General features: G+C 62.0%; 13 protein-coding genes. 9 read left to right on the top strand and 4 right to left on the bottom strand.

Features of this window, described 5'->3' with window-relative positions:
- Positions 1-87 precede the first annotated feature (87 nt).
- Positions 88-342, bottom strand: coding sequence for a hypothetical protein (locus XdyCFBP7245_RS22355; protein ID WP_104617561.1), 255 nt, complete (start codon positions 340-342; stop codon positions 88-90).
- A 266-nt stretch (positions 343-608) separates the two neighbouring features.
- On the opposite strand from XdyCFBP7245_RS22355, the gene XdyCFBP7245_RS22350 reads away from it, so the two are divergent.
- On the top strand, positions 609-2204 hold the full coding sequence (locus tag XdyCFBP7245_RS22350) for a MobA/MobL family protein (protein ID WP_104617560.1): 1596 nt from the start codon (positions 609-611) through the stop codon (positions 2202-2204).
- Positions 2205-2257: 53 nt separating this feature from the next.
- On the opposite strand, the gene XdyCFBP7245_RS22345 is transcribed toward XdyCFBP7245_RS22350, so the two are convergent.
- A complete protein-coding gene (locus XdyCFBP7245_RS22345) occupies positions 2258-2599 on the bottom strand; it encodes a hypothetical protein (RefSeq protein ID WP_104617559.1) in 342 nt (113 codons plus the stop codon).
- 583 nt (positions 2600-3182) lie between these two features.
- Between XdyCFBP7245_RS22345 and XdyCFBP7245_RS22340 the strand changes: the two genes are divergently transcribed.
- The 4 genes from XdyCFBP7245_RS22340 to XdyCFBP7245_RS22325 all read left to right on the top strand — a co-directional run bounded on the left by XdyCFBP7245_RS22340 (position 3183) and on the right by XdyCFBP7245_RS22325 (position 5644).
- Positions 3183-3539 carry a hypothetical protein gene (locus XdyCFBP7245_RS22340; RefSeq protein WP_146091714.1) on the top strand — a complete coding sequence of 119 codons (357 nt, stop codon included), beginning with the start codon at positions 3183-3185 and terminating at the stop codon, positions 3537-3539.
- 143 nt (positions 3540-3682) lie between these two features.
- Positions 3683-4228 (top strand): hypothetical protein, encoded by a 546-nt coding sequence (locus XdyCFBP7245_RS22335; protein WP_104617557.1) that lies wholly within the window; start codon positions 3683-3685, stop codon positions 4226-4228.
- A gap of 542 nt (positions 4229-4770) precedes the next feature.
- Positions 4771-5163: a hypothetical protein gene (locus XdyCFBP7245_RS22330; protein WP_104617556.1), complete on the top strand. Its 393-nt coding sequence runs from the start codon at positions 4771-4773 to the stop codon at positions 5161-5163.
- Between the two features lie 88 nt (positions 5164-5251).
- The gene (locus tag XdyCFBP7245_RS22325) at positions 5252-5644 is read left to right on the top strand and encodes an H-NS histone family protein (RefSeq protein WP_104617555.1); all 393 of its coding nucleotides are present in this window, start codon (positions 5252-5254) and stop codon (positions 5642-5644) included.
- A 555-nt stretch (positions 5645-6199) separates the two neighbouring features.
- On the opposite strand, the gene glgX is transcribed toward XdyCFBP7245_RS22325, so the two are convergent.
- Complete coding sequence (gene glgX / locus XdyCFBP7245_RS22320) at positions 6200-8332, bottom strand: glycogen debranching protein GlgX (protein ID WP_104617554.1); 2133 nt, start codon at positions 8330-8332, stop codon at positions 6200-6202.
- A 497-nt stretch (positions 8333-8829) separates the two neighbouring features.
- Between glgX and rimK the strand changes: the two genes are divergently transcribed.
- The 4 genes from rimK to XdyCFBP7245_RS22300 all read left to right on the top strand — a co-directional run bounded on the left by rimK (position 8830) and on the right by XdyCFBP7245_RS22300 (position 12416).
- On the top strand, positions 8830-9705 hold the full coding sequence (gene rimK / locus XdyCFBP7245_RS22315; protein ID WP_055848862.1) for a 30S ribosomal protein S6--L-glutamate ligase: 876 nt from the start codon (positions 8830-8832) through the stop codon (positions 9703-9705).
- Positions 9706-9808: 103 nt separating this feature from the next.
- The gene (locus XdyCFBP7245_RS22310) at positions 9809-10393 is read left to right on the top strand and encodes a hypothetical protein (protein ID WP_228325570.1); all 585 of its coding nucleotides are present in this window, start codon (positions 9809-9811) and stop codon (positions 10391-10393) included.
- Between the two features lie 18 nt (positions 10394-10411).
- Positions 10412-11089: a response regulator transcription factor gene (locus tag XdyCFBP7245_RS22305; protein ID WP_003490678.1), complete on the top strand. Its 678-nt coding sequence runs from the start codon at positions 10412-10414 to the stop codon at positions 11087-11089.
- Positions 11082-12416: a sensor histidine kinase gene (locus XdyCFBP7245_RS22300; RefSeq protein ID WP_055848868.1), complete on the top strand. Its 1335-nt coding sequence runs from the start codon at positions 11082-11084 to the stop codon at positions 12414-12416. The genes XdyCFBP7245_RS22305 and XdyCFBP7245_RS22300 overlap by 8 nt, the downstream gene beginning before the upstream one ends.
- Before the next feature lie 103 nt (positions 12417-12519).
- Here the strand turns inward: XdyCFBP7245_RS22300 and XdyCFBP7245_RS22295 are convergent, their stop codons facing one another.
- Positions 12520-12915, bottom strand: a complete 396-nt coding sequence (locus XdyCFBP7245_RS22295; RefSeq protein ID WP_104617552.1) for a SymE family type I addiction module toxin — start codon at positions 12913-12915, stop codon at positions 12520-12522.
- Positions 12916-13200 lie beyond the last annotated feature (285 nt).

The following is a 13200-nucleotide window of genomic DNA, read 5'->3' as shown; positions in this document are numbered from 1 at the left end:
AGCGTCGCCGAACGTCAGTTGCATGGATGATTCCTCAACACGAGGCGGGTAGTGTCGCGCATCTGCCGTGCTTTGTTCAGAGGTTCCCTAGTGAAGCAAGCCAGCACGATTTTTCATGTGGCTGGTGAGCAATGCCTCCAACTCGGCGTCGCCCAGCATGTGCGCACCAGTAGAAACCACGAGGTCCACCACGTGCTGCCGTCGTTTCATCTCTTCGCGCTTCGCCGTTTCTTGCGCCTTCGATTCGCGGCGCTGGTTGGCTAAAAGCTCTTTTGCTTGCAGATGAGCCAGGCGCTCCGTGGCGCGTTGGATTTGGTCTCGGTAGTGATTCGTTGCGGTCATGCATTTCTCCTGCCTCGTGAAAATGAGTCAAGCAGGAAAATGGCTTGCGTCAAGTTCGCGACGTTTCCGATTTTGACCTGCCGTCGAAATCGAAAAGATCTGAAAAACAAGGCTTCAAAGAAAGAAGCAAGAGCGCACCTAGGCGTTCCTACGGAACGCGTGCGCAAAGGGCTTCGCCCCTTGAACCCCAAGCGCCGAGGGCGCTTGCGAAAATCCAAAGCCGAGGCATAAACCAAGCAACCCCACAGCTTCGGAGCCGCCGCCTCATGGCCATTTATCACGCGCAAGTAAAAACCTTCAGCCGTGCCAAAGGGCATTCGTCCATCGCAGCGGCCGCCTACCGCGCCGGCCTGCTGCTGGAGGACACCCTCACCGGCATGCGACACGACTACCGCCGCCGGGACGGCGTGGTCGAAACGCGCTGCATCGCTCCCGAGGACGCGCCCGACTGGGCCCTGGTCCCAGCCGAGCTCTGGCCGGCGGCAGAAGCTGCGGAGCGTCGTAAAGATGCGACCGTCGCGCGCGAGTTCGAGTTCGCGTTGCCGCACGAACTCGATGACCTCCAGCGCTCCGACCTGGCCGTGGAAGTCACCCGTGCGCTCGTCGGTCGCTACGGGTTCGCGGCGCAGGCCAGTATCCACAGCCCCGGCAGCAAGGACGGCTTGAACTGGCACGTCCACGTCCTGGCGACGACGCGTCGCATCGGGCCGGACGGCCTCACCGACAAGACCCGGGAACTCGACGGCGGGCCGTCGGGCAGGGCGGAGGTGGAGTGGGTCCGCGAGCTGGTCGCTTCCACTATTAACGCCCATCTTGAGAAGGCGGCGCTTGAGATTCGTGTGGACCATCGCAGTCTGGCCGCTCAGGCTGACGACGCGCTGGCGCGCGGCGACCTGGCCGCCGCTGCCGTGCTGTCCCGCGAGCCGACCAAGCACGTCGGCAAGAACGGCACCGCCTTGGCCCGGCGGGGTCAGCCGTCGGAGCGTTCGGGCACAAACCGTCGAATCGAGGAAACCAACGAGGAGACCTTCCAAAAACTCATCGCCGTGTTCGAGCAGGAAGGGCGCGCCATGCCGGTGCCCGACGGCCACAGCCACGCCCAGGCCGAGCACGAGGCTCGCCAACCTTCTGATGTGCTGTCCCTGCCGCTCAGGCGCGGGGCAGGGCACATCGATGTGTCCCGCAGCATGGCGACCATTGCTCGTGGGCTGGGACTAATCGAGGCCGAGGAGGCCAAGCCGTCGCGCGCGCCACGTTCGGTCGCGGAGCTCGCGGAGGAGGCCAGCGACGAGTGGGGAGTCGCTGTTCAAGCGGATCCCCGCTTGGCGAAAACACTCCACGCAACACTTGACCTGCTGCAGTGGATCAGGGAGCGCGTGGCTGCCTGCGCCGACGAGGCCCGGCTGCGTCCGGACCTCAACGAGTTGCTCTGTCGGCTGCGGCGCTTCAAGGCAGCCACCATGAAGTTCGCCCGGCGGCTACTGGCGGTGCGCCGAGCGGAGAAGCTGCACCACATGGCCGAGAACGCGTGGCACGACTTTTTGGCGAACAATCCCGAGCCGGGGACTTCATGGACGCAGGGGGACTGGAAGCAGCGGCGCGGGCGTCGGTTGAGCACCCTCGAAGCCCGAACCGCAGAGCTGGCCGATGCAAGGGCTCGGGTGTCCCCGGAGGAACAAGCCCTCTGCGAGAAAGAAGCCTCGGCCAGCGCAGCGCATCTGGAGGCCTGGAGCCGGGACATGCTCCAGCGCTATCCCTTGGAACTCGACATGGCGATTGAACCCGATGAGCCGCGTCCAAGCCCTGCCATTTCCGCTGCTCCTGCACCTACCTACGTTCCCCGGCCGCCGCGCCTCCACTGAAACCAAAAAGAGCCCCGCAGTGCGGGGCTCAATGTTGCGGGCTTTCGGGTGGCTCAGTGAAGAGTCGGGCGCTTCTTGCTGCGCACTGGATCCAGTTGTGTGTCTTTGGCCTTCCGGCCCGCGCGCCATTCGTCTATCGATGGAAGCTCCCGAACGATGACGGCTTCCCGTGTGCGCACCGGTTGGAAGGGATGCGGAGGGGCATGCTCCAAGGATTGGGCAACGCTGCCTCCGCCTGGCGGCTTCTTCTGGCTGTAAACGATCAGCTCGCCAGCAGAGGCCCAGGCATTGCAGACATTGCGTTGGCGCACCAGCGGCTCGTCCGAAAGGGTCTGGCTCATCAGCCCGGCGAGCAGTTGGCCAGCGATTTCGAGTTGTTGGGGATGCGTTGTCATGAAAACTCCTGCGTGTGGGGGAAGTCCTCATCCAACCAACAATTCCCAACTGCGCAAGAGCTCGCTTATGTGCTCATTTCACAAATTTGAATACGGTAAAAGATTTCATTTCTAGTATGTCCAATGCTGATATTCGGGCCGTGGTTGCTCTCCCAAGTAGCCGGAAAAATTGTGGGCTCTGCGTTGCTGGAGGAGGGCGCTTCGTGGGCGGGGAGGCCATACGGCCACTGTCCCGCCGGAGTCCATCCCGGCCCCCATGCGGCCCCTAAGCAGGCCAAGGTTCGCAGGCACAGCGACTTGAAGCGCTGCCGTTCGCTTGGCTATGATCAGGTATCACGCGGGGTATCATTTTTGGATGGCCCCAGTCCGGGATAAGCTAGGAAAATCAATTGGTTGGCGTGGGAGGATTCTGTTCCCTTCGCCCGCTCCAAGGCCGCAACGGCTTGGGTGCATTGAGACGGCCAAGCTGCCGTGCTGCCGCGTCATCTTCCTGTCTTCGCCAAGCTGCGCGTTTGCCCGGCAATATCAAGCGATGTCTCGCTGCATCGACTGCCGTTGCGCAGTTCTGACCGCAGGCAGGCATTTGAGCGTGTTTGCACCTTCATTGAGTGTGATGGCAGGTCAAACGGCCATCGCGGTCTGGTTTGTCGCGTTTTCCCTGGTGGCATTGATGCTCGGTAGGCATGCCTCGGGTCGCACGTTGATGGTTGTCGAACAGTGCGCAATGGCAAGTGTGGCCGTGGGGCTGCCGCTGGCAGTGTGCTTGCCATCCTCGGCATACGTCGTGAAGTTTGCGGTGATGCTTGCGTTGTCGCTGTGCATGTTTGTTGTGGGCGTCGCGCGCGGGCCGCGGCGATGTCTGTGGTTCGGTTTAATTGCGGCAGCGCTGGCCTGCGGCGTCGTTGCATTTCAGTACATGCTGATGGAGATCGCCAGATAGGCGCTTGACGCTACTGCGATGTCTTGACGCGGACGCGGACGCGTTGGCGATAAGAGCGCCGTCTTCCGCCGATTTCAGTGCCGTTCGGGGTCGTCGGTCTAGCGTTCGCAGCGCACGGATGTCCGTGTAGTCCGGATGCTGTCATGTCTGTCGCACGCAATCGTTTGCCTTCGATCATCGTTGCACTGGGTGCCATCATTTGTGCGGGGCCGGTGTTTGCGGCCTGCCAGCCCGGTCCGTTTGCTGTCTCGCTGCCTGCGCAGCGGCTCGACGAGCGTTTGCAGGAGCTGGCCCACGTCACAGGATGCGCGGTGGAAGTGGATCCATCGCTTCTGCAGGACAAGCGCGCCGCTGCCTTGACGGGGTCACTGACCGCCGATCAGGCCTTCATTCAATCGGTGCGTGGCAGCGGCCTCGAAGCTGGGCCGGCCGATGACCATTGGCGCGTCAATCAAGCGCAGCAACTGTATTTTGCCGAGCGGGTGGAGACTTTGCGCAGCGCGATTGCGGATGCGCGCAAGAGCAAATCGATGACGCCCGTACGTGCGCAAAAACTGATGGCGTATCTGTCGAAAATTGCTGTGGATGTCCCCAAGCTTGTGCGCGAGCAAGGTTTTCTCAGTGCGGCAGAGCGGGCCTCTTACGGGCGCATGTTGAAGGATGTGGAACAGTCGTTAGGGAAGGTGTGAACAACTTGCGGCGTTGCGAGTGAAATGAAACTTCGCTGGATCCAGGCGCTCACCCCTACTGACAATCAACCACTTCCGCGTAGTCACGGTGGCCTCGGTTGTTGGTCGAACGCGCATTGAAGCGTTGTTCGGAGGTTTCTTAGTGCGGTGATTCGTTGCAACAATGAAGCGTGATGTTGCGGCTTTCGTCAGGCCGATTCGCCGCATTTTTGATTCAGTGGTGGGTGAGGCGCATTGCAGCTGCAGGCACGGTCTCTGTCAGCACGATGGCGTATCCAGCCTGATTTCAAGATCTTTGGCGATCGGCTCGGTGCACCCCAATTAGATGTTTTCGATCCATGTCGCAGGTTTCGCGCGATGCGGATGATCCCAGCCTGTTCTCTATCGTTTCAATGTGTGTTGCCAATGACATCGATTGCAGGCTCGCCATGGTTGGAAAAAGTGCTCCACAACTTCGGCTTTTTCTTCTGCAGGGTCAGGAACCTCCTGATTGAGAACGCTTCGCATGACGACCATAGTGGCTGCATCATTGAGCGGACACCATGACGACTACTCACTCCCAACTGGTTGGTGCGTTGATGAAAGGCATGCGTCGCGCCGAGTCTGCGCGCGTCGCTTCGATTGCCCACCGCGCCGGGCCTGCGGATCAGACGAGTGCGTTTGGGACGCCGGACAACGCCGGCAAGGTGCTGGAGATGTTCAAGCTCGACGCCGATCAGATTCGCCAGATTGGTCTGGTCGGGGTCGAGGAACTCGGCGAGGCGGTCTGTCATGCGTGGTCGATCAACGCAGGGCAGTTGGACCGGGTAGTGCAATGGTTCACCGCCCCCAGGGTGGAATTTGTCGGCAAACACTGTAGCGAGCTGATCCGGGCAGGGCGCATTGGGCCGGTGCTGACCATGGCCCGCGAGCATGCCTTGCTGCGCCATCGCTGAGCGCCAGCAGACCCGGCGAGGGCTGGGCGCTTTACGCTAGACGGCGCAGGGGCAATACTCGCTGACCCGCCCAACCTTAGTTCCGTCAATGCGCCAGGTTCCGCCCGCTTCACCCTCTGCCGCCGCCAAAGCCCAATTGCTGGAAGAGCTGCGCAAGCTTGAGCAGGAAGAGGCGCAGCTCAAATATGCCCAGACCCTGGAAGCCTTCGACCAGGTTGTCGAGGTCCTCACCCAGTTCGGCAGCCGGTTCAATGCCAAGCAGAAGTCCCAGATCGCTTCGCTGGCGATGACCGGCAAGTCCAAGGGGCCACTGTCGTCCACGGGCGAAGTCGTGGCCAAGTACTGGATCCCACATTCCGGCGAGACCTGGTCCGGCCGTGGCCGCACTCCGCGTGCGTTCAAGGCCTGGGAAGGCACCAGTTCCTACAAGGAATGGAAGTCCAAGCATCCGGACAAGCGTTTCCCGCTCTACCCGGGGTGAGTTTTCGCCGATTTGGCATGCTCGTGGGGGAGCTTGGATCCGAGTCGCGTGGGTTAGCCGCGTGGTCGCTTGGCGATGCGTGCAGCGTTTCGCAGTGCGCGACTGCCTGTTCGTATGCTCGTCATAGTGGCGACAGTGAGTTTGTGATGACGACCCTATGGCGCTGAGCATCGTCCTGACGGAAGCCGGTAGCGAAATCAAAATGGAGGCGCAGGCCTGGCAGCGCCGAGGCGCTACGCCAGTTGCTGTGATCGCTAGGCGCTGATCACCACAGGTTCCGATGCGCTGCGTGTCGCTTTGCTTGCGCGTCTACCGCCTGCTGCGAAGATATTTAAGAACTGCGCTGAGTTCGCGGCATTGTCTAGTTCGCGCATTCGCGTAGAAAGCTCTCAAAGCTGCATTCTTAATCGATGCCAGCAGTATCAGTGCGGGAATGACGCTGCATCTCGTCGACGCACGGTGCATGCGGTCGCACAGCGAGCATCCCAGCACCGCATAAAAAAAGCTCGCCGCCCACCATGTCAGTAGACAGCGAGCCGTTCGACCGCTCAATCGTTACTGATCGCTCTTGCACTCGAAGACCGACACGCTGCGCGGCGGGGCCAGGAATTCGCTGGCGCCAGCCGGCATCATGTCTACCTCCAGCGCTTCATCGGTCGACAGCACCAGCTTCCAATGCACCGGTTCATCAGCGGCCGGCAGGGTGAAGGTCACGCCCTCGTGGTAGGCGTTGATGACGATCAGCAAGGTGTCGTCGTTGGCTAGCTCCTTGACACCGGAGGTCTGCGCCTTGCCTTCGAGCAGCAGGCCGACCGAGCGCGCACCGGCATCGGTCCAATGCGCGTCTTCCATTTCGGTGCCGCCTGGATTGAGCCAGGTGAGATCGCGCAGGCCGGCCTCTTCGTTGTATTGCCCATTGAGAAAGCGGCCACGCGACAGAATCGGGTAGCGCTTGCGTAGCGCGGTCAATGCCTTGACGAAGGCGGTGAGCCGGCCCTCGGTCGGGTCGTTTTCCCAATCCAGCCAGGTGATCTCGTTGTCCTGACAATAGGTGTTGTTGTTGCCGCCCTGGGACTGCGCACGTTCGTCGCCGCTGAGCATCATCGGCGTGCCTTGCGACAGCAGCAGCGTCGCAAGCAGATTCTTCATTTGCCGCTCGCGAAGTTGCAGGATGTCGGCGTTGTCGGTTTCGCCTTCTTCGCCGTAATTGCAGGAGCCATCGTTGGAAGAACCGTCGCGGTTGTCTTCGCCGTTGTCGATGTTGTGCTTTTCGTTGTAGCTCACCAAGTCGCGCAGGGTAAAACCGTCGTGCGCAGTGATGAAGTTGACCGAAGCCCAGGGACGGCGGCCGCGGCGATCGAACAGATCGGCCGAGCCGGTGAAGCGGGTTGCAAACTCTGCCAGCTTGCCATCCTCGCCCTTCCAGAACTCGCGCGCGTTGTCGCGGAACTTGTCGTTCCATTCCGACCAGCCCGGCGGGAAGTGACCCACCTGGTAACCGCCCGGGCCGCAGTCCCACGGCTCGGCGATGAGTTTGACTTCCGACAGTAGCGGGTCCTGATTGCACGCATCCAGAAAGCCGCCGCGCTGGTCGAAACCGCTCGGCTCACGTCCCAGGATGGTTGCCAGATCGAAGCGGAAACCGTCCACGTGCATTTCGCCGGCCCAGTAGCGCAGCGAGTCGTTGACGAACTGGATCACCCGCGAGTTGCTCAGATTGAGCGTGTTGCCGGTGCCGGTATCGTTGATGTAATAACGCTTGTCTTCGGCCAGCCGGTAGTAACTGGCATTGTCGATGCCCTTGAACGACAGGGTCGGCCCCAGCTCGCTGCCTTCGGCGGTGTGGTTGTAGACCACATCCAGAATCACTTCCAGGCCCTGTTTGTGCATGGCCTTGACCATGTCGCGGAACTCATCGCGGTGGCCGCTGGAGAGATAACGCGACTTCAACGCAAAAAAGCCGATGGTGTTGTAGCCCCAGTAATTGCGCAGTCCCTTGTCCAGCAGATGCTGATCATCCAGATACGCGTGCACCGGCAATAGTTCGACGGCAGTGATGCCCAGGTCCTTGATGTACTGCAGTACCTGCGGCTGGGCGAGACCTGCGAAGGTGCCGCGCACCGCTTCGGGCACCTGCGGGTTGCGCATGGTGTAGCCGCGCACGTGGGTTTCGTAGATGACCGTCTCGTTCCACGGCTTGAGCAGGCGCGCATCGTCGCCCCAATCGTAGGTGTCTTCAACCACCACGCATTTGGGCATGAATGGCGCACTGTCGCGCTCGTCGAAGCTCAGGTCGCCGTCCGGATGGCCGACGGTGTAGCCATACAGCTCATCGGCCCAGATCAGATCGCCTTCGAGCTCGCGGGCATACGGGTCCAGCAGCAGCTTGTTGTGATTGAAGCGGTGACCTTCGGTCGGCGCATAGGGGCCGTGCACGCGATAGCCATAGCGCTGACCCGGCTTTGCATCAGGCAGATAGCCGTGCCAAATTTCGTTGGTGTATTCGGGAAGGTCGACGCGGGTTTCGTTGCCCTGTTCGTCGAACAGGCACAGTTCCACCCGTGTGGCATGCGCGGAAAACAACGCGAAATTGGTGCCTTTGCCATCGAAGACAGCGCCGCGGGGAAACGGGCGTCCCTGGCGGATGCGGGAGGGGTTGGCATAGGCCGCGCTTGCTGGACGTCGCATGGAGAGTCTCGGGTGCGCCGGCATGCCGGCATTGAGGGGACGCAAGCATTGCGGTTGTTGCTGTGCAAAACGCGTTACGGCGACACGGGTATGGCGTGATGGCGCGTCGCCGAGGCTTCGCACCATGCAGCGCGCTGTGATCTGGCGCACCGGCGGCGTTCGCTTGTGGCAAACGCGGCCCTATCGAGCATGGACGAGTACTGCGATGCCGCGTCAGCACGACAAGGTGCAGTGGTGGATCCAGCGCGGCTTCCCACTGCTTGAGCGCTGCGCGTGCGCCCTGCTAGCATCGATCCGGTTGGAGCTGCGCATCCCTGCGTGGTTGCAACACGTGCCGAGGCGCTATCGCGTCTCCATCCTCGGGGCCGTCGCACACCAGTTCAACCGTTGCGAGCTGCGCACAATGCGCCCGCGCGGTCGGCCGGCAGACGTACGGGCTTGGGTCACCTCGTCATCAGACTCCGACCATGTCCAAGCCGCGCCGTGTCCCTGCTGCGATGAAAATCGCAATTCTTTCGCGCAACAGCAAGCTGTACTCGACCCGACGGCTTATCGAGGCGGGCCGCAAGCGTGGTCATACGGTGCGTATCCTCGACCCGCTGCGGTGCTATATGCGCATCGCCGCCGATGGCTTCAGCCTGCACTACAAGGGCAAGCCGATCACCGGCTTCGATGCGGTGATTCCACGCATCGGCGCTTCGGTCACCCGCTATGCCACCGCCGTGCTGCGCCAACTCGAATTCATGGGCACTTACACGCCCAATCCCTCGGACGCCATCCTGCGTTCGCGCGACAAACTGCGTGCGCATCAATTGCTGGCGGCGCAGGGCATCGACATGCCGGTCACCGTGTTCGGCGACAACCCCGACGACACCCAGGACCTGCTCTCCATGCTCGGCCCGCCACCGCATGTGGTGAAGTTGAACGAGGGGGCGCAAGGCGCCGGGGTAATCCTGACCGAGAAGGCCAGCGCGTCGCGCGGCGTGGTCGAGGCATTGCGCGGGCTGTATGCCAATTTCATCGTGCAGGAGTTCATTGGCGAAGCCGAAGGCGCAGACCTGCGCTGCTTCGTGGTCGGCGACCGCGTTGTCGCAGCGATGCGGCGCCAGGCGGCCGAAGGCGATTTCCGTTCCAACCTGCATCTTGGCGGCACCGCTGCGGTGGCCCAGGCCACCGAGCAGGAGCAGCAGGTGGCGGTCCGTTCGGCGCGCGCGCTGGGCCTGGCGGTGGCTGGCGTCGACCTCATCCGCTCCAAGCGCGGGCCGCTGGTCCTGGAGGTCAATTCGACCCCCGGTCTTGAAGGCGTTGAGGGTGTCTGCGGCGTGGATGTGGCCGCCAGCATCATCCAGCATCTTGAGGAATCGGCCCGTTGATCGGAGATCAACTGTTTTTAGCGGAAAATTAACGAAACTCTAATCCTTTGCTCGCTAGCCTCTGTCGACCGTAGCTCCGCTCTCGGCAGTGACGGTGATCGGGATGAACTTTTGGCCCAAGTGCGGTGTCGCACTTGGGCCTTTTTATGGATGGCTTGCCGCTCTTGAGGTTCACGTCTACATTCAGCTACCTACCATCGATGGAACGACCTGCAACGTCATGAAAGGACTACTACTGATATTGATGTGCGCAGCGCTGCCTGCATTTGCCGCGGGCAAGAAGGCTGTAGACGTTGAGGCTCAGCCTCCCTTTGCCGAGCAGGCAGAGCAGGTGCGTCTGGATCTGAGGAGCGGCGATAAGTATTCGGAGATGGGCGCCGAGGATCGCAGCAGGGTGCTTTCGGCCTTGCAGCGTATAGAAACTGCACTGCAGTCCCGGCCCGCCCCGGCGGAACTCACGCCTGAGTCAAAGATGGCGGTGTTCAATGACCAGTCTTTGGTCAACGCACTGTTGAGCAAGGCAGGCGAAGAGAGCCGGATGATCTGCCAGCGTGTGCGTGCAGTGGGCTCCAATCTCTCTACGACCCAATGCATGACGGCGGCCGAACGGCGCCGGCTTCGAGAAAATAACAAAGACGAATTGACGCGGATGCAACGGCAAACTGTCCAGAGGCAGCCGGGTACGTGACCAAACAACGAGGTTCCAGTGCGAATTCTAGTAATTGAAGACAACAGCGATATCGCCGCCAATCTGGGCGACTATCTTGAAGACCGTGGCCACACCGTGGACTTCGCCGCCGATGGCGTGACCGGGCTGCATCTGGCAGTGGTGCACGAGTTCGACGCCATCGTGCTCGACCTCAACCTGCCCGGCATGGACGGCATCGAGGTGTGTCGCAAGCTCCGCAACGAAGCGCGCAAGCAGACGCCGGTACTGATGCTGACCGCCCGCGACTCGCTGGACAACAAGCTGGCCGGCTTCGACTCCGGTGCCGACGACTACCTGATCAAGCCGTTCGCGCTGCAGGAAGTGGAAGTGCGCCTCAACGCGCTGTCGCGTCGCGGCAAGGGTGTGCACACCCGCGTACTGGAAACCGGCGATCTGGAATACAACCTGGACACCCTGGAAGTGCGTCGCCGCGGCAAGCTGCTGCAGCTCAACCCGACCGCGCTGAAAATCCTGCAGGCGCTGATGGAAGCCTCCCCGGCGGTGGTGACGCGGCAAGAGCTGGAAACCCGTGTCTGGGGCGAAGAACTGCCCGATTCCGACTCGCTGCGCGTGCATATCCATGGCCTGCGTGCAGTGGTCGACAAGCCGTTCGACGTGCCGATGATCCAGACCCGTCACGGCATCGGTTATCGCATCGCTTCGCCTGATGCCTGAAAGTAACAGCAGCGTGCGGCCCGCCCGTCGGCGTGGCCGTTACCGGCGGCGCCTGCGCAGCCGCATCATTCTGTCGTTCGTGTTGTTGGGCTTTTGCCTGACAACACTGTTCGCCTTCGCCACCAACTGGGCACGCGCGCGCGTGGAAAACCAGTTGGTCGAAGACGTGATGAATCGCAACATCGACGCCTTTGCGCAGCGGTTCTATTCGGACCCGCTGCGCAATCCCGATCTGCCCGTGCAGCAGATGCGTGGGCGTGTGGTCAAAAGCGACAAGTTCGAAGCGCTGCGCCTTGAGCAGCCAGAGTGGTACCAGTTTCCGGATGGCATCCACACCATCTCCGGCGTGGACGAAAGTGGCAACGCGTATTCGTACAAACTGGCGGTGCGCAAGACGCCCAGCGAGTGGTTCTTCCTCGCTTACGACATGACGCAGACGCTGCGCGGCGAAATTCAACTCAAGCGCACCTTGATGTTGTCGGTGCTCGTCTTCAGCGGTTTTTCTTTGGTGATCGGCTGGTGGTCGGCGTCCAAGGTCATGCGCCCGGTGTCGGATCTGGCGGCCCGCCTGCGCGCCTACCGTGGCGGCACCAGTGAGCCAAAACCGTTGGCAGCGCACTTTCCGGACGATGAGGTCGGCCAGCTCGCCGAAGCATTGGACGACTACTCGGCGCGCCTGACCGAGGTCGTGCAGCGCGACCGCGAATTCAACGCCGACGTCAGCCATGAGCTACGCACCCCGCTGGCGGTGATCCGCGGTGCCACCGAACTACTGCTGACCAAGCCCAATCTGGATGAGAAGGTGCTGCAGCGGCTGCAACGCATCCAGCGCGCCGAACTGCAGTGCAGCGACCTGATCGGCTCGCTGCTGCTGCTCTCGCGCAACGAACGCGGGCAGGGCAGCAGCAATGTGGCCAAGGTCGCCGAACAACTGATTGATTCGCATCGCGCCCAGCTCGGCGGCAAACCGCTGGAGCTACTGCTGGAAGGCGAGCGCGACCTGGTCATCGACGCGCCGGAATCCGCCCTGTCGGTGGCGCTGGGCAACCTCATCGGCAATGCCGTCAAGTACACCCAGGACGGCCAGGTGCGCGTACGCGTGCGTGGGGACTGCGTGGAAGTCATCGACTCCGGCCCCGGCCTGAGCGAAGAAGACGCAGCCAAACTCTTCCAGCGCGGTTACCGCGGTACCCACGCAGGCCACTCGCAAGGCGGCGGCATCGGTCTGTCGATCGTCAGCCGCCTATGCGACCTGTACGGCTGGCGCGTGAGCGTGCGCCCAGGCCAAGAGCGCGGCGTCATCGCAACGCTGGCGTTCCATCGCTAACCACGCACACGCTTGCGTAGGAGCGCACCCGGGCGCGACGGCCTTACCCATAGCGCCCTCCCACAGCAGGGCCTCCAGCCAATAACCGCACCCAAAACCCAGCTCACCGCTCTACTACCGTCACCACCAACTCACCCTCGCGCGCAGTGATCTGCAGCTTGCAGCCAACGGCAAACCCCAGCTGCTCCAGCCAAAGCCCGCGCAAGCGCACGCTGGGAATGCGCTGGCTATGCGCCCGGCCGGGTTCGGCTTCGTAGAACGCATAACCTACCGTGCAGCGCGTGGGGGTGCGCGCCTTGCGCGGTGGGCGCTGCGGTAAATCGTCCGCGCGAGGTCTGGTGTGACGGTCGGAGTCGAGATTGTCCAAATCGAACGTGGGCGAGGGCACCAGCCGCACGGGCTGCGCGTCCTTTACCGGCGTGGCTGCTCGCTTGGCGGTAGCGGCGCGCTTGGCGTTCGGTTTAGTCCGCTTGGCGGTTGAATACGGCGCCCGGCTCATCGCCTCACCTCCGCCAGCACCATGGAGTGAAGATGCTTACCCATTTGCACTATCGATACATTTGCCATGACAACGCCTCCTTCCAAGAACAGGCACCGTCGCCGGCTGGCGACGGGATGTCGGGAGGTTAGAAACCGCTCATAGCCGGCGGGCGTATTCCTCCCGAAGGAGTCTTGTATTAGCCGCCCTCCCGATGACCCACCCCCTGAAAACTGAGCCACAGTAAAGTAGAGACTTCGGCAGCATGGGCCCCCGTAGCAACGAGGATTCAAGCGATGAAGAAGT

The sequence above is a fragment of the Xanthomonas dyei genome (assembly GCF_002939865.1).
Classification (GTDB): Bacteria; Pseudomonadota; Gammaproteobacteria; order Xanthomonadales; family Xanthomonadaceae; genus Xanthomonas; species Xanthomonas dyei.
The sequence above is the reverse complement of the archived record's forward strand: the minus strand, read 5'-3'. Positions and strand labels throughout refer to the sequence as shown.